General features: G+C 71.4%; 21 protein-coding genes. 8 read left to right on the top strand and 13 right to left on the bottom strand.

Annotation, left to right across the window (positions count from 1 at the left end):
- Positions 1–70: 70 nt before the first annotated feature.
- The 3 genes from ACIRPU_RS09750 to cysC all read left to right on the top strand — a co-directional run bounded on the left by ACIRPU_RS09750 (position 71) and on the right by cysC (position 3,470).
- Positions 71–1,861, top strand: a complete 1,791-nt coding sequence (locus tag ACIRPU_RS09750) for an AMP-binding protein (RefSeq protein WP_403864074.1) — start codon at positions 71–73, stop codon at positions 1,859–1,861.
- A gap of 15 nt (positions 1,862–1,876) precedes the next feature.
- Complete coding sequence (locus ACIRPU_RS09745; RefSeq protein ID WP_403864071.1) at positions 1,877–2,704, top strand: PaaX family transcriptional regulator C-terminal domain-containing protein; 828 nt, start codon at positions 1,877–1,879, stop codon at positions 2,702–2,704.
- Positions 2,705–2,813: 109 nt separating this feature from the next.
- On the top strand, positions 2,814–3,470 hold the full coding sequence (gene cysC / locus ACIRPU_RS09740) for an adenylyl-sulfate kinase (protein WP_403864068.1): 657 nt from the start codon (positions 2,814–2,816) through the stop codon (positions 3,468–3,470).
- Positions 3,471–3,605: 135 nt separating this feature from the next.
- Here the strand turns inward: cysC and ACIRPU_RS09735 are convergent, their stop codons facing one another.
- A complete protein-coding gene (locus ACIRPU_RS09735) occupies positions 3,606–5,945 on the bottom strand; it encodes a bifunctional salicylyl-CoA 5-hydroxylase/oxidoreductase (RefSeq protein WP_403864065.1) in 2,340 nt (779 codons plus the stop codon).
- A 2-nt stretch (positions 5,946–5,947) separates the two neighbouring features.
- Positions 5,948–6,775 (bottom strand): enoyl-CoA hydratase family protein, encoded by an 828-nt coding sequence (locus tag ACIRPU_RS09730; RefSeq protein WP_403864062.1) that lies wholly within the window; start codon positions 6,773–6,775, stop codon positions 5,948–5,950.
- Between the two features lie 310 nt (positions 6,776–7,085).
- Here ACIRPU_RS09730 and ACIRPU_RS09725 point away from each other — a divergent pair, with 310 nt between their 5' ends.
- Complete coding sequence (locus tag ACIRPU_RS09725; protein ID WP_403865055.1) at positions 7,086–7,547, top strand: ATP-binding protein; 462 nt, start codon at positions 7,086–7,088, stop codon at positions 7,545–7,547.
- Positions 7,548–7,668: 121 nt separating this feature from the next.
- Here the strand turns inward: ACIRPU_RS09725 and argF are convergent, their stop codons facing one another.
- Complete coding sequence (gene argF / locus ACIRPU_RS09720; protein ID WP_403864059.1) at positions 7,669–8,682, bottom strand: ornithine carbamoyltransferase; 1,014 nt, start codon at positions 8,680–8,682, stop codon at positions 7,669–7,671.
- Between the two features lie 110 nt (positions 8,683–8,792).
- Entirely contained in the window at positions 8,793–10,016 is a 1,224-nt protein-coding gene (locus ACIRPU_RS09715; protein ID WP_403864056.1) for an arginine deiminase, read from the bottom strand.
- Between the two features lie 263 nt (positions 10,017–10,279).
- On the opposite strand from ACIRPU_RS09715, the gene ACIRPU_RS09710 reads away from it, so the two are divergent.
- Together ACIRPU_RS09710 and ACIRPU_RS09705 are read left to right on the top strand one after the other, a co-directional pair.
- Positions 10,280–11,449, top strand: a complete 1,170-nt coding sequence (locus ACIRPU_RS09710; protein WP_403864053.1) for an SPFH domain-containing protein — start codon at positions 10,280–10,282, stop codon at positions 11,447–11,449.
- Positions 11,446–12,363, top strand: a complete 918-nt coding sequence (locus ACIRPU_RS09705; RefSeq protein ID WP_403864050.1) for a hypothetical protein — start codon at positions 11,446–11,448, stop codon at positions 12,361–12,363. The genes ACIRPU_RS09710 and ACIRPU_RS09705 overlap by 4 nt, the downstream gene beginning before the upstream one ends.
- A 178-nt stretch (positions 12,364–12,541) precedes the next feature.
- Here the strand turns inward: ACIRPU_RS09705 and ACIRPU_RS09700 are convergent, their stop codons facing one another.
- The 8 genes from ACIRPU_RS09700 to ACIRPU_RS09665 form a co-directional block, all read right to left on the bottom strand.
- The gene (locus tag ACIRPU_RS09700; RefSeq protein ID WP_403864047.1) at positions 12,542–15,160 is read right to left on the bottom strand and encodes a polynucleotide kinase-phosphatase; all 2,619 of its coding nucleotides are present in this window, start codon (positions 15,158–15,160) and stop codon (positions 12,542–12,544) included.
- Complete coding sequence (locus ACIRPU_RS09695; protein WP_403865052.1) at positions 15,157–16,626, bottom strand: 3' terminal RNA ribose 2'-O-methyltransferase Hen1; 1,470 nt, start codon at positions 16,624–16,626, stop codon at positions 15,157–15,159. The genes ACIRPU_RS09700 and ACIRPU_RS09695 overlap by 4 nt, the downstream gene beginning before the upstream one ends.
- Before the next feature lie 234 nt (positions 16,627–16,860).
- The gene (locus ACIRPU_RS09690) at positions 16,861–17,802 is read right to left on the bottom strand and encodes a DUF4232 domain-containing protein (RefSeq protein WP_403864044.1); all 942 of its coding nucleotides are present in this window, start codon (positions 17,800–17,802) and stop codon (positions 16,861–16,863) included.
- A 175-nt stretch (positions 17,803–17,977) separates the two neighbouring features.
- Positions 17,978–18,901 (bottom strand): LLM class F420-dependent oxidoreductase, encoded by a 924-nt coding sequence (locus ACIRPU_RS09685; protein WP_403864041.1) that lies wholly within the window; start codon positions 18,899–18,901, stop codon positions 17,978–17,980.
- 186 nt (positions 18,902–19,087) lie between these two features.
- Complete coding sequence (locus tag ACIRPU_RS09680; RefSeq protein WP_403864038.1) at positions 19,088–19,567, bottom strand: DUF6099 family protein; 480 nt, start codon at positions 19,565–19,567, stop codon at positions 19,088–19,090.
- 222 nt (positions 19,568–19,789) lie between these two features.
- On the bottom strand, positions 19,790–20,119 hold the full coding sequence (locus tag ACIRPU_RS09675; protein WP_403864035.1) for a nucleotide pyrophosphohydrolase: 330 nt from the start codon (positions 20,117–20,119) through the stop codon (positions 19,790–19,792).
- Positions 20,116–21,234 carry an ATP-binding protein gene (locus ACIRPU_RS09670; RefSeq protein WP_403864032.1) on the bottom strand — a complete coding sequence of 373 codons (1,119 nt, stop codon included), beginning with the start codon at positions 21,232–21,234 and terminating at the stop codon, positions 20,116–20,118. The genes ACIRPU_RS09675 and ACIRPU_RS09670 overlap by 4 nt, the downstream gene beginning before the upstream one ends.
- 488 nt (positions 21,235–21,722) lie before the next feature.
- Complete coding sequence (locus tag ACIRPU_RS09665) at positions 21,723–22,112, bottom strand: cell division protein SepF (protein ID WP_355703366.1); 390 nt, start codon at positions 22,110–22,112, stop codon at positions 21,723–21,725.
- Positions 22,113–22,361: 249 nt separating this feature from the next.
- Here ACIRPU_RS09665 and ACIRPU_RS09660 point away from each other — a divergent pair, with 249 nt between their 5' ends.
- Complete coding sequence (locus ACIRPU_RS09660; protein ID WP_403864029.1) at positions 22,362–22,601, top strand: hypothetical protein; 240 nt, start codon at positions 22,362–22,364, stop codon at positions 22,599–22,601.
- 335 nt (positions 22,602–22,936) lie between these two features.
- Here ACIRPU_RS09660 and ACIRPU_RS09655 read toward each other — a convergent pair whose 3' ends face one another.
- A complete protein-coding gene (locus tag ACIRPU_RS09655; protein ID WP_403864026.1) occupies positions 22,937–23,455 on the bottom strand; it encodes a YceI family protein in 519 nt (172 codons plus the stop codon).
- Between the two features lie 112 nt (positions 23,456–23,567).
- Between ACIRPU_RS09655 and ACIRPU_RS09650 the strand changes: the two genes are divergently transcribed.
- Positions 23,568–24,107, top strand: a complete 540-nt coding sequence (locus tag ACIRPU_RS09650; protein WP_403864023.1) for a MarR family winged helix-turn-helix transcriptional regulator — start codon at positions 23,568–23,570, stop codon at positions 24,105–24,107.
- Positions 24,108–24,174 lie beyond the last annotated feature (67 nt).

The raw sequence follows: 24,174 nt of genomic DNA, 5'->3' as shown, positions 1-24,174 counted from the left end.
TGACCCCAGGGCGACGCCCGCCCGGGCAGCCCAGCCGGACAGTCCATCCAGGCAAGGGGGGCGAACGCCCATGAACGTCTCGGCCTACGTGGACACCTTCGCGCGCGACCACCTTCCGCCGCCCGGCCACTGGCCCGACCTGCGTTTCGATCTGCCCGAACTGGACTACCCCGATCGGATGAACTGCGCCGCCGAGCTGCTCGACCGCACCGCACCGGACCGGCCCGTGTTCCACACCGTCTCCGGGCCGTCCTGGACCTATGGGGAGCTGCGCACCCGCGTCGACCGGATCGCGCATCTGCTCAGCGGCGACCTCGGGGTCGCCTCCGGCAACCGTGTGCTGCTGCGCGGCCCCACCACGCCCTGGCTCGCGGCCTGCTGGCTGGCGGTGCTGAAGGCGGGCGCGATCGCGGTCACCGTCCTCGCCCAGCAGCGGCCGAACGAGCTGCGCACCATGTGCGAGATCGCACGGGTGGAGCATGCGCTCTGCGACATCAGGGCCGTGGACGACCTCGCCAAGGCGGAGATACCCGGGCTCAGGATCACGACGTACGGCGGTGACGCCCCCGACGATCTGCTGAACCGGTCGGCGCCGCCAGAGCCGTATCAAGCCGTCGAAACCGCTTCCGACGACGTGGCGCTGATCGCCTTCACGTCCGGCACCACCGGCCGCCCGAAGGGGTGTCTGCATTTCCACCGGGACGTACTGGCGATCGCCGACACCTTCTCGCGGCACATACTGAAACCGCTTCCGGACGATGTCTTCGCCGGCAGTCCCCCGCTCGGTTTCACCTTCGGCCTCGGCGGGCTGGTGGTCTTCCCGATGCGGGCCGGCGCCAGCGCACTGCTGCTCGAACAAGCCGGCCCCCGACAGTTGTTGCCCGCGATCGCCGCGCACCGGGTGACCGTGCTGTTCACAGCTCCCACCGCCTACCGCGCGATGCTCGACGACCTGAACGGCCGCAACAACCCCAACAAGCTCAGCGACCTCAGCGACCTCAGCCTCCCGGACGCGCACGACGTCTCCTCGCTGCGCCGCTGCGTCTCCGCCGGCGAGAACCTGCCCGCGTCCACCTGGCGGGCCTGGCACGAGCGGACCGGGATCCGGCTCATCAACGGCATCGGCGCCACCGAACTGCTGCACATCTTCATCTCGGCCGCCGACGAACGCATCAGGCCCGGCACGACCGGCGTGCCCGTCCCCGGCTGGCACGCGCGCGTGCAGGACCCCGGCGGCAGGCCCGTGCCCGACGGCGAGCCCGGACTGCTCGCCGTACGCGGCCCGGTCGGCTGCCGCTACCTCGCCGACCCGCGTCAACAGCAGTACGTTCGCGACGGCTGGAACGTCACCGGCGACACCTATGTCCGTGAGGCCGACGGCTACTTCCGGTACGTCGCCCGCGCCGACGACATGATCATCTCGGCCGGGTACAACATCGCCGGCCCCGAGATCGAAGAGGCGCTGCTGCGCCACCCGGACGTGGTGGAGGCGGCGGTCGTGGGACGGCCCGACGAGCAACGGGGGCAGGTGGTCGTCGCGTTCGCCGTCCTGCGGGCGGGCGTCCGGCGCGACACGGACGTGCTGCGAGCCTTCCTCAAGGAGGAGTTGGCACCGTACAAGTGCCCGCGCGAGTTCGTTTTCCTGGACGCGCTGCCCCGCACGGCGACCGGAAAGCTCCAGAGATTCAGGCTGCGCACCCAAGGCCACGGCGAAGCCGGCGCCGATGCCGGCACCGACGCCCGCGCCAAAGCGCCCACCCAAGCCCGCGCCCAAGCCCTCGGCGAGGGTCGCACCGAGGACCGCAGCGAAGACCGCAGTGAAGATCACGTCAGTGATGACACCAATGGTGACCAGCAGTGATACCAAAGACCTAAGATGATCAACGTGTCCGACCAGCCCGCACCCCGGTCTCTCATCGTCACGCTCTACGGCGCGTACGGCCGCTTCGCGCCGGGCCCGGTGCCCGTCGCCGAGCTGATCCGGCTGCTAGCCGCGGTAGGCGTCGACGCGCCTTCCGTACGCTCCTCGGTGTCCCGGCTGAAGCGGCGCGGACTGCTGCTGCCGGCCCGTACGGCACAGGGCGCGGCCGGTTATGAACTGTCCGATGAGGCACGGGAGTTGCTCGACGACGGTGACCGGCGCATCTACGCCACGGCCGCGCCGCCGGACGAGGGCTGGGTGCTGGCGGTGTTCTCCGTGCCGGAGTCGGAGCGGCAGAAGCGGCATGTGCTGCGGTCGCGGCTCGCGGGCCTGGGGTTCGGTACCGCCGCACCGGGGGTGTGGATCGCGCCGGCGCGGCTGCACGACGAGACCCGGCACACCCTTCAACGGCTGGGCCTCGACCCGTACGTGGACCTCTTCCGCGGCGAGCACCTCGGCTTCTCGCCGACCGTCGAGTCCGTCGCCCGCTGGTGGGACCTGGCGGCCATCGCCAAGGAGCACGAGACGTTTCTCGACGGTCACGCGCGCGTGCTGCACGCCTGGCGGCAGCGTCCGGACACCCCGCCGGAGGAGGCCTACCGGGACTACCTCCTGGCCCTGGACGCCTGGCGTCACCTGCCCTACACCGACCCCGGCCTGCCCGCCCGCCTGCTGCCCGAGGAGTGGCCGGGGACCCGTTCGGCGGCCGTGTTCCAGGGACTGCACGAGCGGTTGCGGGACGCGGGGGCGCAGTTCGCGGGAGTGGCCCCGCACACGCCATGAGTCACTCAGGCAAACCTCAGGCTCTTTGACCGGTCCTCTCAGATTCCTTACCTACCGTTCGACAGGTTGTACGGGGTTGTACGACGGGCAGGGAAGAGGACTGTTGCGCATGACCGAAAAGCCGGAGGTCGTCCCACCGAGGGCCGTCACACCGCAGGCCGTCCCACCGAGGGCAGTCCCACCGAGGGCCGTCCAGCCGCAGGCCTTCGCGCCGAGGGCCGTCACGCCGAGGACGCGGGGGGCCACGGTCTGGCTCACGGGGCTGCCGAGCGCGGGTAAGACGACGCTCGCACGTTTCCTGGCCGATCGACTCAAGGCGGAGGGACGTCGGGTGGAGGTCCTCGACGGTGACGAGATACGCCGTTTCCTGTCCGCCGGACTCGGCTTCTCCCGGGCCGACCGGCACATCAACGTGCAGCGGGTCGGTCTTGTCTCGGAGGTCCTCGCCCGCAACGGCGTCCTGTCCGTCGTCCCCGTGATCGCGCCCTACGCCGACAGCCGCGAGGCGGTGCGGCTCCGGCACGAGAGGAGCGGCACACCGTACATCGAGGTGCATGTCGCGACCCCGGTCGAGGTGTGCCGCGAGCGGGACGTGAAGGGGCTGTACGCCCGGCAGGCCGCGGGCGAGCTGACCGGGCTGACCGGCGTCGACGACCCGTACGAGGCGCCGGTCGACCCCGAGCTCGTACTCACGACACAGGATCGGACCCCGCCGGACTCGGCGGACGCGGTGTACGCGGTGCTGGCGGAGCGGGGGCTGGTGTGAACGGGGCGTGCTCAGCTCATGGCACGGCACATGGCGCTGCCCGTGGCACGGCGCATGGGACGGCTCATGGCACGGCCCCCGGGGCAACCCCCGGGGCAGCTCACGGGGTGGCCCCCGGCTCTGCTCCCCAGCACCTCAACTCGTGAGTGTCAGGCGGGGTTTCGGTGCGTCCGTGCGTCCGGTACGCGGCTGTCGGCTGCCTGCCCGGTAAGGCGCCGGCCAGTCGGCGCCCGGTCCGGAGTAGCCCTGCTCGACGGCCGCGTGCAGGGTCCAGTTCGGGTCGTAGAGGTGGGGCCGGGCGAGGGCGCAGAGGTCCGTACGGCCTGCCAGGATGAGCGAGTTGACGTCGTCCCAGGAGGAGATCGCGCCTACCGCGATCACGGGCACGCCCAGCTCGTGCCGTATCCGGTCCGCGAACGGCGTCTGGTACGAGCGTCCGAACTCGGGCCGTTCCTCGGCCACCACCTGGCCGGTCGAGACATCGATCGCGTCGGCGCCGTGTGCGGCGAAGGCACGGGCGATCTCTACGGCGTCGTCGGCCGAAGTGCCGCCCTCGGCCCAGTCGGTGGCGGATATGCGGACGGTCATCGGGCGTTCCGTCGGCCATACCGCGCGGACCGCGTCGAAGACCTCCAGTGGGAAGCGGAGCCGCCGGGCGAGCGAGCCCCCGTAGGCGTCGGTTCGGCGGTTGGTCAGCGGGGAGAGGAAGCCGGACAGCAAGTAGCCGTGGGCGCAGTGCAGTTCGAGCAGGTCGAAGCCGGACCGGGCGGCGCGCTCGGCGGCGGCGGCGAACTCCTCGCGTATGTCGGCGAGTCGGGCCGTGGTGAGTTCGCGGGGCTGCTGACCGCCCGGCTTGTACGGCAGCGGGGAGGCGGCCACGAGCGGCCAGTTGCCGTCGGGCAGTGGCTCGTCCATGCCCTCCCACATCAGCTTCGTCGACCCCTTGCGCCCGGAGTGGCCGAGTTGGACGCCGATCGCGGTACCCGGCGCCCGGTCGTGCACGAAGTCGGTGACGCGCCGCCAGGCGTCGGTCTGGCGATCGGTGTAGAGGCCGGTGCAGCCGGGCGTGATGCGTCCCTCGGGAGACACGCACACCATCTCGGTCATCACCAGTGCGGCCCCGCCGAGCGCGCGGGCGCCGAGGTGGACGAGGTGGAAGTCGCCGGGGAGGCCGTCGGTGGCCGAGTACATGTCCATGGGCGAGACGACGACCCGGTTGCGCAGGGTCAGGCCACGCAGTCGGAACGGGGTGAACATCGGGGGCGTGCCGGGCGGGCAGCCGAACTCCCGTTCCACGGCCTCGGTGAAGTGGGGATCGCGCAGACGCAGGTTGTCGTGGGTGACGCGGCGGCTGCGGGTGAGCAGGTTGAAGGCGAATCCGCGGGGCTGCTGGTCGAGGTAGAGGCCGATGTTCTCGAACCACTCCAGGCTGGCGCGAGCGGCTCGTTGGGTGGAGGCGACGACGGGCTTGCGCTCCTCCTCGTAGGCGGTCAACGCGGTGCGGAGATCGGGGTGTTCGTGCAGACAGGCCGCGAGCGCCAGGGCGTCCTCGACGGCGAGCTTGGTGCCGGATCCGATGGAGAAGTGGGCGGTATGGGCGGCGTCGCCCAGCAGGACGACGTTGCCGTGCGACCAGCGTTCGTTGACGACGGTCGCGAACGTGGTCCAGGTGGAGTGGTTGGACTTGAGTGAGCGTCCGCCGAGGGCGTCCGCGAAGATCTTGGCGCAGCGCTCGACCGACTCCTGTTCGTCGAGTTCGTCGAAACCGGTTGCCCGCCAGACCTCCTCGCGCATCTCGACGATCACGGTCGAGGAGTCGGCGGCGTAGGGGTAGCCGTGCAGTTGCATCACGCCGTGCGGGGTCTCGGCGATCTCGAAGCGGAAGGCGTCGAAGGCGAAGTCCGCGGCGAGCCAGATGTAGCGGCAGCGGTGCGCGGTCACCTGGGGCCGGAACACTCGGGCGTACGTTTCTCGGGTGGTGCTGTGGACCCCGTCGGCGGCGATGACGAGGTCGTACTCCTCCGCCAGTCGTGCGGGGTCCGGCGCCTCGGCGCGGAAGCGCAGGTCGACGCCGAGGGAGCGGCAGCGTTCGTGCAGGATCTCCAGGAGTCTGCGCCGGCCGAGGGCGGCGAAGCCGTGTCCGGTGGAGGTGTGCCGGGTGCTTCGGCGCACGATGTCGATGTCGTCCCAGCGGACGAAGTCCCGCTGGAGGGCGGCGTAGACCTGCGGGTCGGCGTGTTCGATGCCGCCGAGGGTCTCGTCGGAGAGGACGACTCCGAAGCCGAAGGTGTCGTCGGGGGCGTTGCGTTCCCAGAGGGTGATCTCGCGGGCGGGGTCGAGGCGTTGGAGCAGGGCTGCGGCGTAGAGACCGCCGGGGCCTCCGCCGATGATCGCGATGCGCCGCGGCCCTCGGTGGAGCCGCGTGTCGGCACGGCTCGGCGCCGTGGACGCCGGTGGCCCCGCTTCGGCTGTCATGGTCACCGCCCCCGCCACTGCGGCGGCCGTTTCTGCGTGAACGCCTCGTGGAACTCGGCGTAGTCCTCGCCGTTCATGAGCAGGGCCTGGGTGGAGGCGTCCAGTTCGACGGACGCGGCGAGCGGCATGTCCAGTTCGGCCGTGAGGAGCGCCTTGGTCTGGGCGTACGCCAGTGCGGGTCCGTCGGCCAGGCGGCGGGCGAGTGCCTGGGCTGCCTCGTCGGACCGGCCCTCGTCCGTCAGTTCGCTGATCAGGCCGATGCGCTCGGCCTCGGGGGCGCGGACCGGTTCGCCGAGCATCAGCAGCCGGGTGGCGTGGCCGAGGCCCACGATCCGGGGCAGCAGGTAGGCGGCGCCCATGTCGCCGCCGGAGAGGCCGACGCGGGTGAAGAGGAACGCGAAGCGGGCGCTGGGGTCGGCGATCCGGAAGTCCGCGGCCAGGGCGAGGACCGCGCCGGCGCCCGCCGCCACGCCGTGCACGGCCGCGATGACCGGGAAGGGGCACTCCCGTACGGCGCGCACGACCTGGCCGGTCATCCGGTTGAAGTCGAGGAGCTGGGCGGTGTCCATGCCGAGGGTGGCGCCGATGATCTCGTCGACGTCTCCGCCGGAGCAGAAGCCGCGGCCCTCGCCGGCGAGTACCAGGGCGCGGACCGACCGTTCCCGGGACAGTTCGGCGAGCAGGTCGCGCAGGTCGGCGTAGGCGCCGAAGGTGAGGGCGTTGAGTTTCTCGGGACGGGCCAGGGTGACGGTGGCGATGCCGTCGGTGCGTTCGACGCGCAGGTGGCGCCAGTCGGGGGTGCGGGCGGCGGAGCCGGTGAAGGGACTCATGAGGGCGGCCTCCTCGACAGTCTCCCCGAAGTTATCACCTCTTGGTGACTGTCGTCATGAGTACGCGATAGGGGTGCCGGGAAGACTCGCTGTGTCACCGCACGGCATGTTCTCGTCACACACGTCACCGGTCGTCGATAACGCGGTAACAACGGGATCAGGTACGCGAGAGGGACCGTTGACGCGGGTAAGTCGCCGGCAGGGGCCGAAGGTCCCCTACGGCACCCGACGAGCGCCTCTGCCGGAGCCGCCGTACCATTCCTGAAGTTGAAAGCAGGACCGCCTGATGTCGATCACCGGCCCCTGCGCCATGAACGGACTCGCCTTGTACGAACGCCCCTCCGAGCCGGCCGCCTCCTGGCGTATCGCGCTGCCGCACTCCGCCGCGGCCGTGCCGGTGGCCCGTGCGCTGGTCCGCACGGCGCTGGCCGACCTGAAGCACGGGGCGGACAGCGACACCGCGGAACTGCTCACCGCCGAGCTGGTCGCCAACGCGGTGGAGCACACCGCCGGGGACGCCCCGATAGAGCTGGTGGTGGAGTTGCAGCCGACCGGCTGCCAGGTCGAGGTGCACGACCCGGACCCGGTACCGCCCGGGGATCTCACCCGCCCCTCCGGGGAGGAGCCCGACCCCTGGCAGGAGCACGGGCGCGGGCTGCTGCTCATCCGCAGCCTCAGCTCGTCCTGCGGACACCGGCCCACCGACCAGGGCAAGGCGGTGTGGTTCAGACTGACCGCCGTTCCGCCGCAGTGGCGTCCGCATCCGGCGTGACCTGCGCCGACCCGGCCCCGACAGGCGTGCCCCGCGCCGAACGCGAGCCACGCCACCCGTAGAGCCGCGAACCACTGCGCCCCCACAGAGAAGACAGGGAGCGCGGAATCGGGGCGTCCGCTCAGGCGAGCGTCGCCACCAGCACGGCCTTGATCGTGTGCAGGCGGTTCTCCGCCTCGTCGAAGACGACCGAGTGGGCCGACTCGAACACCTCGTCCGTCACCTCGAGGGAGTCCAGGCCGTGGGTCTCGTGGATCTCGCGGCCGACCTTGGTGCCGAGGTCGTGGAAGGCCGGGAGGCAGTGCAGGAACTTGACGTCCGGATTGCCGGTGGCGCGCAGCACGTCCATCGTCACGGCGTACGGGCCGAGGGCGGCGATCCGCTCGTCCCAGACCTCCTTGGGCTCACCCATGGAGACCCACACGTCGGTGGCGACGAAGTCGGCGCCCGCCACGCCCTCGGCGACGTCCTCGGTGAGCAGGATCTCGGCCCCGGAGTCCTCGGCCAGCTTGCGGGCCAGCGCGATCACCTCGTCACCGGGCCAGTACTCCTCCGGCGCGACGATACGGACGTCCAGGCCGAGCAGGGCACCGGTGACCAGGTAGGAGTTGCCCATGTTGAAGCGGGCGTCGCCGAGGTAGGCGAGCACGAAACCGTCGTCCACGAGGTTCTTGGCGCAGTGCTCGGTCATCGTGAGCACGTCGGCGAGCATCTGGGTGGGGTGCCAGTCGTCGGTGAGGCCGTTGAAGACGGGCACGCCCGCGTGGGCGGCGAGCTCCTCGACCTTGTCCTGGCTGGACCCGCGGTACTCGATGCCGTCGTACATCCGGCCCAGCACGCGGGCGGTGTCCTTCACCGACTCCTTGTGGCCGATCTGGGAGCCGGAGGGGTCGAGGTAGGTGGTGGAGGCGCCCTGGTCGGCGGCGGCGACCTCGAACGCGCAACGGGTGCGCGTCGAGGTCTTCTCGAAGATCAGGGCGATGTTCTTGCCGCGCAGGTGCTGGACCTCGGTCCCGGCCTTCTTGGCCGCCTTCAGCTCGGCGGCCAGCTCGATCAGGCCGCGGAACTCCTCCTCGGTGAAGTCCAGCTCCTTGAGGAAGTGGCGGCCGGCGAGGGCGGTCGGGACTGTCGCCATGGGGGTCGCTCCAGAAGTGCGGTGAAGAGATGCAGTGCACGGGACTGCGGTGGCAGGGACCCTCGGAAGTCTATACGACGCTCAGCATTTTTATACAGACACATGTACGCCTATACGGCACTCCGTTCGACCGGGCAGCTCATGCAGCGGGGCCCGCCCCTCCCCCGGCCCAGCTCGCTGCCGGGGATCTCTATCACTTCGATGCCCTGTTTGCGCAGATGGGTGTTGGTGGTGACGTTGCGCTCGTAGGCGACGACGACACCCGGCTCCACGGCGAGGACGTTGCAGCCGTCGTCCCACTGCTCGCGCTCGGCCGCGTGGACGTCCTGGGTGGCGGTGAGCACGCGGATCTCGCTCAGGCCGAGGGCGGCGGCGATCGCGCGGTGCATGTGCTCCGGCGGATGGTCGGTGACCTTCAGCTCCTTCTCGCCAACGCCCGGTTCGATGGTGTACGAGCGGAGCATGCCGAGGCCCGCGTACTGGGTGAAGGTGTCGCCGTCGACCATCGTCATCACGGTGTCGAGGTGCATGAAGGCGCGCCGCTTCGGCATGTCGAGGGCCACGATGGTCTCGGCCGAGCCCGCCGCGAACAGCTTGTGGGCGAGCATCTCGACGGCCTGCGGGGTGGTGCGCTCGCTCATGCCGATCAGCACGGCGCCGTTGCCGATGACGAGGACGTCACCGCCCTCGATGGTGGACGGATAGTCAGCCTGCCCCTCGGACCAGACGCGGAACGTCTCGCCGCGGAACAGGGGGTGGTGCCGGTAGATCGCCTCGAAGTGGACGGTCTCGCGCTGCCGGGCCGGCCAGCGCATGGCGTTGATCGCGACGCCGTCGTAGATCCAGGCGGAGGTGTCGCGGGTGAAGAGGTGGTTGGGCAGGGGGTCGAGGAGGAAGTCGTCGAGGTCCATCACATGGAAGCGCACGGAGGTCGGTTCGGTATGCGCTTCCAGAAACTCCCGCTTGGTCATGCCGCCGACGAGGGCCTCCACCAGTTCCGAGGCGGGGAGTGTCTCGAAGGCGGCGCGAAGGTGGTCGGTGGCGAGCACCCCGTACTCCTTCTCGTCGAAGACGCGGTCCAGGACGAGCGCTCGGGCCGCCGGGATCTCCAGGGCCTCGGTGAGCAGGTCGCCGAAGAGGTGTACGGCGACACCGCGGTCGCGCAGCACGTCGGCGAACCCGTCGTGCTCGGCGCGCGCCCGGCGCACCCACAGCACGTCGTCGAAGAGAAGTGCGTCCTTGTTGCTGGGGGTGAGCCTTTTGAGCTCGAGATCCGGCCGGTGCAGGATGACGCGGCGCAGCCGCCCGGCCTCGGAGTCGACATGGAATCCCATGTCTCCATCCTGACCATCGGGGACCACCTTCACCCCCTACTGGACCGTTTCCGCGCGAGTCTGTTCCTCGCCGGGCCGTTCTCCGCCGTCCTCAAACCGCCCGCGGCCCTCCGTCGCCCCCACCGCCCTCCACCGTCTTCCGTCGCCTTCCGTTACCTTCCGTCACCTCCACCGCTTCTCGTCCCCTTGACGACAAGGGGAACGCGCGGCTATCGTTTTTCTTATCGTCGCACTGACGAGAAAAGGAACGAGGGGGGTCTCTCATGGCCGACATCACCCGGCGCCTGGGCTGGCGCCATCTGCGCGGCGCCCCGACGGCGCACGTGCGCCACCACCGCTCCGGCAGGCTGGCGCACGACGGTCCCGGGCTCAGTTTCTGGTTCCGCCCGCTGAGCGCGGCGCTCTCCGAAGTGCCGGTGGACGACCGCGAGTTGGCGATGACCTTCCACGCCCGCACGGTCGACTTCCAGGACGTGGCGGTGCAGGCGACGGTGACCTACCGGATCAGCGACCCGGCTGTCGCCGCCGCCCGCCTCGACTTCTCCATCGACCCCGACACGGGCGCGTGGCGCAGTGCGCCCCTGGAACAGCTCGGCACCCTGCTGACGGAGATGGCGCAGCAGCACGCGCTGGACGTCCTCGCCCGTACGTCGCTGGCGTCGGCGCTGATGGACGGCGTGAAGTCGGTACGGGAGCGGGTCGCGGCGGGGCTGGCGGCCGAGCCTCGGCTGCCGGCCACGGGCATCGAGATCGTGGCCGTACGGGTCGTCGCGCTGCGTCCGGAGCCGGAGGTGGAGCGGGCACTGCGCACCCCGGCGCGCGAGCAGATCCAGCAGGAGGCCGACCGGGCGACGTACGAACGGCGGGCGGTGGCCGTCGAGCGGGAGCGGACGATCGCCGAGAACGAGCTGGCCAGCAAGATCGAACTGGCCCGTCGTGAGGAGCAGTTGGTCGAGCAGCGCGGTACGAACACCCGTCGTGAGGCGGAGGAGAGCGCGGCGGCGGACAAGGTGCGGGCGGAGGCGGAAGCCACGCGATCCGTACGGCTCGCGGAGGCGGAGGCCGCGCGGGCGGTGAAGCTGGCGGAGGCCGAGGCCACGAAGCAGGTGCGGCTGGCGGAGGCCGAGGCACAGCGCACGGAGCGGCTGAGCCAGGCGGAGGCGACCCGCACAGTCCGGCTCGCGGAGGCGGAGGCGGCCCGCTCGGTCCAGCTCGCCCACGCCGAGGCACAGGCGGCGCGCGAGGTCGGCGAGGCGCGGGCCCAGGCACAGGCGGCCTGGCTGCGCGTGCACGCGGACGTCGACGTGGCGACCCTGCACGCCCTCACCGGGACGCGTCTCGCCGAGAACCTCCCGCGCATCGACAGCGTGACGATCTCGCCGGACGTCCTCACCGGGCTGCTGTCGAGGCTCGGCGCCGGGGAACGGGAATGAGTCTCGCCCCGCGGGCCGTGCTGGTCCACCGCATCACGGAGTACGAGGAGTTGGTGGCCCGGCACGGCACGCACGGCCAGGCCGCCTTCTTCCTCTCCTCGCGGGGCCGGGACATCGAGGAGATCGCCGAACGCCACCGGCGTACCAGGCGGGCCATGGCGGAGGTGACAGCGGCCATTCCCCTGACCTGGCGCCAGACCCGGGTGGAGCGAGCGGACTTGGACCGCTTCCTCTTCGCACCGGAGGACGTGGTGGTCGTGGTCGGCCAGGACGGGCTGGTGGCGAACGTCGCCAAGTACCTGGCCGGTCAGCCGGTGGTGGGCATCGACACCGACCCCGGCCGCAATCCGGGCGTCCTGGTCCGCCACCGCCCGGCGGACGCCCGGCTGCTCCTGCCCTCCGTGCTCGCGGCGGGCACCGGCACGGACGGGCTGACCATGGTCGAGGCGGTGGCCGACGACACCCAGCGGCTGCTGGCCCTCAACGAGATCTATCTGGGCGCCGCGGGGCACCAGACCGCCCGCTACCGCCTGGGCCTCGACGACGACGGGGGTGCCGTCGAAGCCCAGGCCTCCTCCGGGGTGCTGGTGGGCACGGGCACCGGGGCGACCGGCTGGATCCGGTCGGTGTGGCAGGAGCGGGGCGGTGGCGGCCCGGGCGACAGCGGCCTGCGGCTTCCGGGCCCGACCGAGGACCGGCTGGTGTGGTTCGTGCGGGAGGCGTGGCCGTCCCCCGCGACCGGCACCTCGCTGGTCGCGGGCGAGCTCGCGGCCGGCGGCCGGCTGACCCTCACCGTCGAGTCGGAACGGCTCATCGCCTTCGGGGACGGGATCGAGAGCGATGCGGTGGAGCTGACGTGGGGCCAACGGGTACGGGTGGGACGGGCGGAGGCGGCGCTGCGGCTCGTCGGCTGAGCCGCCGCGCCGGCCCCCGCCCGCCGGTCAGGGGTTGAGCCGCGCCCCCGCCCACCGGTCGGGCCGGGAACTGCTGCGCAGGCCCACCGGTCAGGCTGCCTGCTCCTCGCCCGTCGTCCGTCGCCCCTCGACCCTCGCCCGGCCCCCTCGACCCTCGCGTCGCAGTGCGACGTCCCGCTCACAACCGCGGGTCCACCGGCTCCGACTCCAGGGCCAGGACCCCGAACACCGCCTCGTGGACACGCCACAGGGGCTCACCCTCGGCCAGGCGGGCCAATGCCTCCAGACCGAGGGCGTACTCGCGGATCGCCAACGACCTCTTGTGGTTGAGGAAGCGGCCACGCAGTCGGGTGAGGTTGTCGGGACGGGTGTACTCCGGGCCGTAGATGATCCGCAGGTACTCGCGGCCCCGGCACTTGATGCCGGGCTGCACCAGCCGGCCCACCCCTCCCCCGCTCTCGGCCTCGCCCGGACGGGGGGACCCCTGTCGGACCAGGGCGCCCAGTGGCTTGACGACCATGCCCTCGCCGCCTCGGCCCGTCATCTCCAGCCACCAGTCGACGCCGGCCTGGACCGACTCGGGGTCGGCCGTGTCGACGTACAGACGCCGGGTCGTCTGGAGCAGCCCCGTGTTGTCGTGTTCCACCAGCCGGTCGAGGAGCGACAGCTGCTGGTCGTGGGGCAGGCCCGCGAGGCTGCGCCCCTGGACCGCGAGGATCTGGAACGGGGCCAGGCGTACGCCGTCCAGGCCGTCCGTCGTCCAGCAGTAACGCCGGTACGCCTCGGTGAACGCGGCCGCGTCGGAAGCGCGTTCACGCTGCCGGGACAGCAGGCCCTCGACGTCGACGCCCCGTGCCGCCGCGCCTTCCAGGGCGGACAGGGCACCCGGGAAGACCGCGCGGGACGCGGCGCCCACGGCCGCGTACTGCGAGCGGAGCAGACCCGAGGCCTTCAGCGACCAGGGCATCAGCTCGGCGTCCAGCAGAAGCCAGTCCACCGTGCCGGAGGCGCTGTCGGGTGCGGCCAGCTCGGACCAGAGGCCCGCCTCGTCCACCGCCGTCCGTATCCGGCCGAGGATCTCCTCCGTCACGCTCTCGTCGTCGAAGAACGGCCGGCCCGTGCGGGTGTAGAGGGATCCAGTGGGGCCGTCCACTCCGAAACGCTTACGCGCTGTTTCCGCGTCCCGGCACACCAGGGCCACCGCCCTCGAGCCCATGTGCTTCTCCTCGCACACGACCCGCGCGACACCGTCCTGCGCGTACTGCGCGAACGCCTCCGCCGGGTGCTCCAGGTAGCCCTCGACGTGCGAGGTGGCCGTGGGCGCCATCGTCGGCGGCAGATACGGCAGCAGCCGCGGGTCCACCGCGAAACGGCTCATGACCTCCAGGGCCGCGGCCGCGTTCTCCTCGCGGATCGAGACACGGTTCTGGCCGTCGTAACGGGTTTCGACAATGCGTCGGCCGCGCACGTCCGCCAGGTCCAGCGGGCGTCCGTCGTGCCCACCGGGCGCCTCGGAGCGCAGCGGCTTCGTCGGCTCGTACCAGACCCGCTCCGCCGGTACGTCGACCAGCTCGCGCTCCGGCCAGCGCAGCGCGGTCAGCTTGCCGCCGAACACGGCGCCGGTGTCCAGGCAGATGGTGTTGTTCAGCCAGGTGGCCTCCGGGACGGGCGTGTGGCCGTAGACCACCGCCGCGCGGCCCCGGTAGTCCTCGGCCCACGGGTAACGCACCGGCAGGCCGAACTCGTCGGTCTCGCCGGTGGTGTCGCCGTACAGCGCGTGCGAGCGGACGCGCCCGGAGGTGCGGCCGTGGTACTTCTCCGGCAGACCCGCGTGGCAGACGACGAGCCTGCCGCCGTCGAGGACGTAGTGGCTGACGAGGCCGTCGATGAACTCCCGTACCTCGGTGCGGAACTCCTCGCTCTCGCTCTCCATCTGCTCGATGGTCTCGGCCAGGCCGTGGGTGTGCTGGACCTTGCGGCCGCGCAGGTGACGGCCGTACTTGTTCTCGTGGTTGCCGGGAACGCACAGGGCGTCGCCCGACTTGACCATTGCCATGACGCGGCGCAGGACGCCCGGGCTGTCCGGGCCCCGGTCCACCAGGTCGCCGACGAACACGGCCTGCCGGCCCTCCGGGTGGACGCCGTCCACGTAGCCCAACTTGCCGAGGAGACCTTCCAGTTCGAGGGCACAGCCGTGGATGTCGCCGATGATGTCGAAGGGGCCGGTGAGGTGGGTCAGGTCGTTGTAGCGCTTCTCGGTGACGACCGAGGCGTTCTGGATGTCCTCGACGCCCCGCAGGACGTGCACCTTGCGGAAGCCCTCACGCTCCAAGTGACGCAGCGAGCGGCGGAGTTCGCGGGTGTGACGCTGGATGACCCGGCGGGGCATGTCGGCGCGGTCGGTGCGGGCCGCGTTGCGTTCGGCGCACACCTCCTCCGGCACGTCCAGCACGATGGCGATGGGCAGCACGTCGTGCTGCTTCGCCAGCTCGATCAGCTGGCGGCGGGCGTCCTGCTGCACGCTGGTGGCGTCGACCACCGTGCGCCGCCCGGCCGCGAGCCGCTTGCCCGCGATGTAGTGCAGGACGTCGAAGGCGTCCCGGGTCGCGCTCTGGTCGTTCTCGTCGTCGGAGACCAGACCTCGGCAGAAGTCGGACGAGATGACCTCGGTGGGCTTGAAGTTGCGGCGGGCGAAGGTGGACTTGCCGGACCCCGACGCGCCGATCAGGACGACGAGGGAAAGATCGGTGACGGGCAGCACACGGCCCTGCTTCGTGGAAACCTGAGTCTCGGTCATGCTGCCTTCGCCTCCTTCTCGTTCACGCTGCTCATGGTGAAGACGGCCATCTGGGTGGGCGGGCCGACCTCCGGGTCGTCCAGGCCGACGGGTACGAACTCGACGCCGTATCCGTGCCGTTCGGCGACCGCGGTCGCCCAGCCGCGGAACTCCTCGCGGGTCCACTCGAAGCGGTGGTCGCCGTGCCGGACGTGGCCTGCCGGGAGGCTCTCCCAACGGACGTTGTACTCGACGTTCGGGGTGGTCACCAGGACCGTGCGCGGACGGGCCGCACCGAACACCGCGTACTCCAGGGCGGGCAGCCTGGGCAGGTCGAGGTGCTCGATCACCTCGCTGAGCACGGCGGCGTCGTACCCCTTGAGGCGGGCGTCGGTGTAGGCGAGCGAGCTCTGGAAGAGCTGGACGCGGGAGGCCTGCCGCTCGCCCATGCGGTCCAGCTTCAGCCTGCGGGAGGCGATGGTGAGCGCCCGCATCGACACGTCGACGCCGACGATCTCGGTGAAGCGCGGGTCCTTCAGCAGCGCCTGCACCAACTGGCCCTGCCCGCAGCCGAGGTCGAGGACCCGGGCGGCGCCGGACTCCGTCAGCGCCGTGACGATCGCCTCGCGGCGCAGCACGGCCAGCGGGGTCGGGCGGTCCTCCGTCTCGGCCTCGGGCTCGACCGCGTTGTCGATCTCCTCGACCTCGCTGTCGTCGGCCTCGGCGAGCCGGACCAGTTCCAGCCGCTCCATCGCCTGCCGGGTCAGCGACCAGCGGCGGGAGAGGTAACGACTGGTGATCAGTTTCTGCTCGGGGTGGTCGGACAGCCAGCCCTCACCGGCGCGCAGCAGCTTGTCGACCTCGTCGGAGGACACCCAGTAGTGCTTGGCGTCGTCGAGGACGGGCAGCAGGACGTACAGGTGCCGCAGGGCCTCGGCGACGGTGAGGGCCTCCGACTCCAGGACCAGGCTCACGTACCGCGAGTCACCCCACTCCTCGAACTCCGGGTCGAGGGCCACCGGTTCGGCGCTCACCGCCCAGCCGAGCGGCTCGAAGAGACCGCGGACGAGATCAGCGCCGCCGCGTGCGGGCAGTGCGGGCACCTCGACCCGCAACGGCCGTGTCTGCGAAGGGAGTTCCGGCTTCGCCGCGCACACGCCGCGCATCGCGCTGGAGAACACGCCGCTCAGGGCGACCGCGAGCAGCGAGGAGGCCGCGTAGGGGCGGTCGTTGACGTACTGGGCGAGGGCCGCGTCCGGAGCGCCGCCCCGGCCCTTGCCCTTGCCGCGCCGGACCAGCGCCACGGCGTCCACCTCCAGCAGCAGCGCCGCCGTGCAGCGCTCGGCATCGGCCTCGGGGTAGAGGACGTGGGCCTTGCCGTAGGAGGTGGAGAACGCCTGCGTTTTGTCGGGATGCTTGTGCAGCAGAAAGCCCAGGTCGGTGGCGGGGCGTTCGGGAGTGCCGGTGGTGCTGATCGTCAGGAACACGTGGGTGCCTCGGTAGGGTTCGGAAGGAGGAGCGGAAGCGCTGATCGTGCGCTCGCGCACCCCTACAACGTACAGAGAACGTTTCCGCGCCACTCGCGATTTTCCCGGCCGGTCGACACCTGTCCGTGCTGGTCAGACACCGGGCCTAAGGCGTGGCGGGGGGGGGAGAGGGGCGAGGGGGTGCCGGTGGGCAGGAGAAATCGCCGGACCTCCGCCGTTCCGCCCCGCCGTCGGCTACTCCGGCGTGCTTCGCCACGGGCTCACGCCCAGTTTTCCGGTGGTGCCGAGGTCCAGGTGGGGGGTCACCGTCACCGGCGCGGCGTCGGACCTGGCTCGCACCCTCACGTAGGGGACGTCGACCGCGGTGCCTGAGCCGGTGGTGTTGCGCCACATCAGTCCGGCGCTCGCACGTTCGCCGGGCTTCAGGGTGACGGGCCGGGGCGGGTCGTCGAACCCGGCGACGGTGGAGATGCCGCCGCCGCCCTTGAAGATCTTGACGCCGTCGACCGGCTCATGGTCCTCGTTCAGGAGGCTCACCTGCGGATAGCCGTCGAGGGTGTAGTCCCGTTGTCCGCAGTTCTCCAGGACGAGTCCCACGACGCGCAGCCCCATCGCGGCGTCGCCGTCGTCGGCCGAGACACGGATCCCCGAGGGCGGGCAGACCCCGGCCTCGGTCGGCGCCTCGTCCGCCGGGACCTTGGTCACCTCGCCGACCTTCACCGCCGTCACCGCGGACGCTCCCGGTGCGAGCATCCCCGGTCGGACGGTCCCCCGTACCGTCCGGCCGGCCCCCACCGAGCGCACGGTCACCTTCTCGTTGCTCATGACCTCGCCCGCGCTCGTCGTGAAGTCGAAGCGGACGGTGTACGTCAGCTCTTCGGTTCCGGAGTTGGTCACCTCGTAGGCGGCCGAGATACCGGAGTCGGCGGCGAGCCCGTTCGGGAGGCGTTCGGCCTCGACGAGGCCGTCGCCGGAAGCGCCGGGGGTCGCGGCGGCGGAGGGGACGGTCACCGAGGTGATCCGGACCCCGTCCACCAGGGGCTCGGTGACCTGGGTCCGTGGCGTCGAGCCGCTCGTGCCGACGCCGTCGTCCTGCGCGCCGGCGTGTTCCGATCCGCATGCCGTGAGGAGCAGCACGGCGGCGAGGGCCGGGAGAAGCGGGAGGGGTCTGCGCATCCGGCCAGCTCATCAGCGCCCGGCCGCAGCGACCGTGACGGAAGCCACACCTCCGGTCACAGCCGTGTCACAGACGATCGTCGGCGCGTCCCGGCCGCCGGACAAGGAGGACAACGATGTCCAAGCCGGGCCGGGGCACGCCGCCGTCCCGCGTCCCTGATCGCCGTACCAGATGTCAGGTCAGCTGCGCCTGCACCTGGGCGGAGATCAGCTCCAGGTGGTCCAGGTCGTCGAGATCGAGGATCTGGAGGTAGAACCGCTGAGAGCCGGCCTCGGCGTAGCGGCCGATCTTGTCGACGACCTCGGCCGGGGAGCCCGCCAGCCCGTTGGCCTTCAGCTCGTCGACCTCGCGGCCGATCGCGGCGGCGCGCCGGGCGAGTTCCTGGTCGTCCTTTCCGACGCAGACGACGAGGGCGTTGGAGAAGGTGATCGCGTCGGCCGCCCGGCCGATCTCCCCCGCGGCGGTCCGTACCCGGCCGAACTGGCGCTCACTGTCCTCGACCGAGCCGAACGGCATGTTGAACTCGTCGGCGAACCGGGCGGCCAGCCGCGGCGTGCGGGTCGCGCCGGTGCCGCCGATCAGCACCGGGATCCTCGCCTGCGCGGGCTTGGGCAGCGCGGGCGAGTCGGTGAGGTCGTAGTACGTGCCGTGGAAGTCGTAGGTCTTGCCGAGCTCCGTCGCCCACAGGCCGGTGACGATCTCCAGCTGCTCCTCCAGCCGGCCGATCTTCTCCTTCGGGAAGGGGATGCCGTACGCCGCGTGCTCCTCCTCGAACCAGCCGGCGCCCAGGCCCAGTTCGACGCGCCCGCCGGACATCTGGTCCACCTGCGCGACCTGGATGGCGAGGACGCCGGGCAGCCGGAAGGTGCCGGCCGTCATCAGCGTGCCGAGGCGTATGCGCTTGGTCTCGCGGGCGAGCCCGGCGAGGGTGATCCAGGCGTCCGTGGGGCCCGGGAGGCCGCTCACGTCACCCATCTTCAGGTAGTGGTCGGACCGGAAGAAGGCGTCGAACCCGAGGTCCTCGGTGGCCTTGGCCACGGTGAGGAGGGTGTCGTAGGTCGCCCCCTGCTGGGGTTCGGTGAAGATACGCAGATCCATACCCCCATCCTGCACTCCGGCCCTCCCGTCAACCCCACCGGTCCCCTGCCCCGCCCGGGGGCGCGCGGCGGATGCCGAGCGACGAAGGCGGCACGACGGGCTGACCCCCTTCCCTCTCCCCCCTCCCCCCTCCCCCCCGCCCCTTCTCCTCTCCCTCTCCCCGAGCACCGGACAGGTCGGGTTTGCCTACCTCTCCGGTAGCGCGCCCTCTCTCTCCTCCCGTTCCTCCCTCGCCGCCAACTTGCGCAGCATCTCCAGGACCCGGTCCCTGGACTCGTCCGCCGCGTCGATGGCCTCCATGCACTTCCAGTACGTGCCCTGGTCGTCCGCCGAGCTCGCCAGGCCGACCAGGGCGATGCCGACCTCGCCCAGCAGGCCGCTCAGATCGATCAGCGCCCGGCGGGCGTCGTCCAGTTCGGTGAGCCGTGCGGCGAGCAGATCACCGGGGTCGAGGTCCGGCGCGCCCAGCACACCGCAGCCTCTGCCCGCCAGTTCGGTCAGTCCCAGTGCCTCGCCGCGCAGTTCGGGCGGGCCCGAGACGGCGAGGCGACTGCCGATCGCCTGCGCCAGGGCCTGCGCCTGCCACACCTCCGCGAGGATCCTCGCTCCGTCGCCGCTGCCCGCGAGCGCGCGCCTGCTCGTCAGGATGAGCCGCACCGCGTCCATGCGCTGCCCCCGTCTGCCCCGACGTGCTGCCCGCACGTCCGCCCGAACACCCGTGTCCACCAGTCCACTACCCAGAGTGAGGGTCTGTGGGACGAAAAGCCAGAGGAAGACCGAAATCTGTGGACAACAAATCGATTTCGGTCCGCCTGCTGACTCCGGAGAGTGAAAACGGAGTGCTCGGCTCACTTCCGAGGCGCCGCTACGGCACCGCTACGGCAACACCTACGGCGCAGGGAACCTGTGCTCGTTGCGGTCGATCTTCGCGGCCAGCGCGGCCAGCGGATCGACACCGAGCACTTCACAGAGCTGGAGCAGATAGGCGAGCACGTCGGCGACCTCGTCCGTCACCCGGTGGGCGGTGTCCGGGTCTGCCATCACGTCCGCCGACTCCTCCGGCGTCAACCACTGGAAGATCTCGACCAGTTCGGACGCCTCCACGCTGAGTGCGGAGACGAGGTTCTTCGGGGTGTGGAAGGGCTGCCAGTTCCGCGCGGCCGCGAACTCGGCGAGTCTGCGCTGGAGCTTCGCCACGTCGAGGTGTTGTTCTGTCACGGACCCAGGTGTACCACCGTCACTCCCTCCGTCCCGGCGGCACCGTACCCGTCGCCGACCGCGCCGACGCAGCGGATGTGCCCGCGCTCGGCCATCCGCACCGCCAGCCGCAGCAGTTCGGCGCGCTGTCGTACGTCGAGGCCCCGGTCGAGGCCGTCCGCGAGCAGGGTGAGGGTCTGCATCGCGGCGGGCACCTCGCCGGCCGGGTCCACGTCGAGGACGCCCGGCCCGGTGAGCAGCACCAAGGCCAGGGCGACATAGCGCAGCTCGCCGTATCCCAGCCGGGCGAGCTCCGTGCGGCTGCCGTCGGCGCGGTGGAGCAGCGCGCGGACCGTACCGTCGGCCAACGGCTCGGCGCGCAGGTCCACGACCGGTCCGGTAAATCCGGCCGACAGCGCGGCCACCAGTTGCGCGTGCCGCCGTCCGCACTCCTCGCGGGTGCGCCAGAGGACGTCGGCGAGGTTGTCGCAGCCGGTGAGCAGTCGGCCGGAGCCGGTGGGGACGGGGACCCCCATCCAGTCGGGCTGCGGATCGCAGGCGAAGACGGACCGCAGGGCGACGACCATCTGTTCGGCGGCGGCGAGCACCTGCCGCTGTCCGTCGGTCTTGCCGGCCACGCGCAGCGGCAGCAGGGCGGTGCCGAGCCGGTCGTCGGGCAGGGGGGCGCGCGTCACGGGCGCGGAGCCGCCGGTGTGCCAGGCCGCCTGTACCGAGCGGCGCCCGGGATCGCGCAGCGCCGTCTCCAGCAGCACGACACCCGCCGCGCTCAGCCGCTCCCCGACGATGCGCAGCTCGGGCTCGGCCTGCACGGCGACGTCGAGCCGAACCGGTCCGCCGGGTCCGTCGGCCGTGCATCCGATGCGGAACCCCCGACGCCGCTGGGCATCCGGCCGCGCCCCCTGCGGCACACACGCGGCCGGGTCGGCGAACACCTCGGCGAGCGGGGCCCCGCCCCCCAGCCGGGCCAGCGCCTCGTAGGCCCGCAGCGCGCTGCTCTTGCCACTCCCGCTGGCCCCGACGAACAGCGTGACCGGCCCCAGCGGAAAGCGCGCCCGCCGATGCCCCGCGAAGGCGGAGAGCCGCAGTTCGGTGACGCAGGGCCGGACGTGACGCACCTGGGCGGACGTCGTACGGGGACCCGGCGCGGAAGACGGAGCGTGGCGCTCCGCCACTGACGGAACCTGCCCCTCCGCCGCTGGCGAAACGTGGCCCTCCGCCGCTGGCTGCGCCTGCGCGGGCACGGTAGGGGCAACGTCCCCGGACGGCGGACCGTCGGACGGCGGACTGTCGAACGGCGGCGCGTCGGACGTCGGGTGGTCGGACGTCGGGTGGGATAAGGGCGCGGAAGAGACAGCGGAAAAGGCGGCGGGGGAGGCATACGGCGAGGGCATATCCGGACCGTAGGACTCCGCCACCAGACGAACCGTTCCGCCCCGAGAAGCTTCCTACGATCGAGCGACCCCGACATCGGTCGCGGAGAGCGCGACATGCGGCGGGAGCGGTGAAGGCGGCGCGCCGACGGGCCGGAAGGCCGCCGAGCGCAGAACGCCGAGCGCCGCGCTCGGCGCGGTCACTCGACGCCCACGATCCGCTCAGCCTCGGCTCAGACCCCGGGAACCCCCGCCCCCTCCATGATTCCGCTGACCTCGGTGCCCGGCGGGGTCAGCAGGAAGACGTTGCGGTCGACCCGATGCATGCCGCTGGCCAGGCCGAAGACCACTCCGGTGGAGAAGTCCAGGACACGCTTGGCGGTGTCGGTCTCCGCGCCCGTCAGGTCGAGCAGCACCGGGATGCCCGACATCAGCGTCTCGGCGACCTCGCGGGCGTCCGCGAAGACATTGACCCGCAGCACCACGAAACGGCGCCTGGTCTCCGTCTCCGCGTCGGGGAGCGAGCGGTGGCTCACCGCCGACGGCCACGCGTCCCGGCCTCGCAGCGGAACAACCTGCGCGAGGCCTTCCCACTGTTCATCGGTGACGTCGTAACGGTTCACCGGCACCCCCCGAACTGACTCGCCTTCAATGCCTGCACCAGCCATTCTTACGCCAAGTCACCCGTTCAGCCCAACAGCGACACGGACCGCCACCGTCTCCGGTGCCGTGCAGGGGGTTCGCAGCGAGGCCACGGGGGGAATCCTCGCCTCCGGGCGCGCCCCGCCCACCAGCCACGATGACGTTGCGAAACCGCGTACTGGGCAAAGTCACGGGGGATCACGCTGCCGCCGCCCAGGGCGCGGCGATCCATGACCACGGCCCCCGTGGGCGTGTCGCTGCGCTTCACCGGCGACAGCCACCGGCTCCCGGTGCGGGCCGGGCACGCGAGCATGCTGACGGCGGCGGCGGCGCTGCTGGTGCTGATGCTGTTGGTACTGCTGGCGCTGGTGGTGCCGGTGCTGCTGCTGGTGCTGGTGCTGCTAGCGCTGCCGTCGCTGGTGCTGCTGCCGGTGCCGTTCGTGCGTCGGCTCGGTCCTCGCGTCGGGTAGCCGCGCCCGCTCAGGCCGGCCGGCGCACGCGAGAGGGCGACTCGTATCACAGTGGCCGCGCTGACGGCCGACGGACCTTCGCGACTGCCGCCTTGCACATGGCACTTGATGTCGGCACCACGGGTGACAGCGTTCTCGCGAACTACGAACTCCGGTCGCCCGCAGGGAGGTCAACGCTGCGGGCCCGGACGTTCGGATCTGACTGCCCGCGCCGGCATCCGCGCCCCCACCGGCGCCGCATCCACGTCCGCGCTCGACGCCATGGACGTCGTCGAGCGCGGTCGTGGGCAAAACCCTGCGTGTGAACACTCACTGACGTTGCGTCAGGCGACGACTCAGGCGGCGACCGTGCGCGTGAAACGGAGCGTGGTGGTGATCGTCGTCAGGCCGCCCATCATGCCGTACTGGTTCAGGGTCACGCCGAACTCGTTCCGGTCCACGGTGAAGGTCGCGTCCAGGGTGACCGCGTCGGCGTCCGCCTGACTCAGGCGAGCGGTGAAGGTCTGCGGCCGGCTGATGCCGCGCACCGTCAGCTGGCCGGACACCTTCACGACCCCGTCGGCACCGAGTTCGGCGGCGCGCACCGCGAAGGTGATCTCGGGGTGCTTCTCGACGTCGAAGAAGTCCGCGCTGCGCAGGTGCGTGTCCCGCTTGGCGTTCTTGGTGTCGACAGAGGCCGCGTCCAGGACCAGGGTGCCGGTGACGGTCCCGTCGGCGGCCACCTCGCCCCCGCCGCCGACAGTGGCGAAGACGCCCTTGACAGTGACCAGGCCCCACATCGCCTTGTGCTTCAGGGCGACGGTGGAGGCGCCCGCGTCGAGCTGCCACAGTCCGGTTTCCACGGCGACGGTCATGGACGTTCTCCTTGGTGTTCCACATCTGGATAAGGGTCATGGCCACGCTAGCCGGTTATCCAAATCTGAACAACAGGGTCATGCAAATTTGGACTAGAGATACACTCGAACCATGGCCGATTCCCCTGAACACCCCGCCGACCTGCCTCCATGCCCGTCCGCGCAGGGCGCCGGGGCCGGCCTCCTGCCGCCCGAGCTGCGTGGCTGGATGTTGCTGCTGGCCGCGACGGGCGCCGTGGAGCAGCGGCTGCGTTCGGTGGTCAAGGAGCGGCTCGACGTCTCGCACGACGAGTTCCTGGTCCTGTGCCTCTTGGCGGAGCAGCCCCAGGGCGGCCTCCGCATGACCCGCGTCGCGGAACTGCTGGGACGGCCCAAGACCCGGCTGACGTACCAGATCGCCTGCCTGCAGCACGCCGGTCTCGTCACCCGCAGGTCCGTGTGCGAGGACAAGCGCGGCGTGGAGGTGGCCCTCACCGAAAAGGCCCGGGCCATGCTCCGGGAGGCGTCCGGCGCCCTGGCCGAGACGGTGACGGGGGCGCTGGCCCATGTCATGGGGCCCGAGCAGTGCGCCGCGATGAGCGGGCTGATGCCCAAGGCGGCGACGGACGCGGCGGCGGAGTCGGAGCCGCAGCCGGCCACCGTCTCGGACTGAAGTCCCGGACGCCGCTCCGCCCTCCCCAGCCCCTGGGCACGTACATATCTGAGCGCCGCTGAGCAGC

Source organism: Streptomyces sp. NPDC102259 (genome assembly GCF_044766465.1).
In the GTDB taxonomy this organism is placed as follows: domain Bacteria; phylum Actinomycetota; class Actinomycetes; order Streptomycetales; family Streptomycetaceae; genus Streptomyces.
Note: the sequence above shows the minus strand (reverse complement) of the source record. Positions and strands in the feature narration are given on the sequence as shown.

Coding starts and splice junctions, on each gene's coding strand:
- ACIRPU_RS09745 (WP_403864071.1), top strand. CDS start 1,877: ATGATCAACGTGTCCGACCAGCCCGCACCCCGGTCTCTCATCGTCACG.
- ACIRPU_RS09700 (WP_403864047.1), bottom strand. CDS start 15,160: ATGACCGAGACTCAGGTTTCCACGAAGCAGGGCCGTGTGCTGCCCGTC.
- ACIRPU_RS09715 (WP_403864056.1), bottom strand. CDS start 10,016: ATGGGATTCCATGTCGACTCCGAGGCCGGGCGGCTGCGCCGCGTCATC.
- ACIRPU_RS09680 (WP_403864038.1), bottom strand. CDS start 19,567: ATGGACGCGGTGCGGCTCATCCTGACGAGCAGGCGCGCGCTCGCGGGC.
- ACIRPU_RS09710 (WP_403864053.1), top strand. CDS start 10,280: ATGGCCGACATCACCCGGCGCCTGGGCTGGCGCCATCTGCGCGGCGCC.
- ACIRPU_RS09725 (WP_403865055.1), top strand. CDS start 7,086: ATGAACGGACTCGCCTTGTACGAACGCCCCTCCGAGCCGGCCGCCTCC.
- ACIRPU_RS09750 (WP_403864074.1), top strand. CDS start 71: ATGAACGTCTCGGCCTACGTGGACACCTTCGCGCGCGACCACCTTCCG.
- ACIRPU_RS09690 (WP_403864044.1), bottom strand. CDS start 17,802: ATGCGCAGACCCCTCCCGCTTCTCCCGGCCCTCGCCGCCGTGCTGCTC.
- cysC (WP_403864068.1), top strand. CDS start 2,814: ATGACCGAAAAGCCGGAGGTCGTCCCACCGAGGGCCGTCACACCGCAG.
- ACIRPU_RS09735 (WP_403864065.1), bottom strand. CDS start 5,945: ATGACAGCCGAAGCGGGGCCACCGGCGTCCACGGCGCCGAGCCGTGCC.
- ACIRPU_RS09705 (WP_403864050.1), top strand. CDS start 11,446: ATGAGTCTCGCCCCGCGGGCCGTGCTGGTCCACCGCATCACGGAGTAC.
- argF (WP_403864059.1), bottom strand. CDS start 8,682: ATGGCGACAGTCCCGACCGCCCTCGCCGGCCGCCACTTCCTCAAGGAG.
- ACIRPU_RS09660 (WP_403864029.1), top strand. CDS start 22,362: ATGACCACGGCCCCCGTGGGCGTGTCGCTGCGCTTCACCGGCGACAGC.
- ACIRPU_RS09650 (WP_403864023.1), top strand. CDS start 23,568: ATGGCCGATTCCCCTGAACACCCCGCCGACCTGCCTCCATGCCCGTCC.
- ACIRPU_RS09730 (WP_403864062.1), bottom strand. CDS start 6,775: ATGAGTCCCTTCACCGGCTCCGCCGCCCGCACCCCCGACTGGCGCCAC.
- ACIRPU_RS09685 (WP_403864041.1), bottom strand. CDS start 18,901: ATGGATCTGCGTATCTTCACCGAACCCCAGCAGGGGGCGACCTACGAC.
- ACIRPU_RS09655 (WP_403864026.1), bottom strand. CDS start 23,455: ATGACCGTCGCCGTGGAAACCGGACTGTGGCAGCTCGACGCGGGCGCC.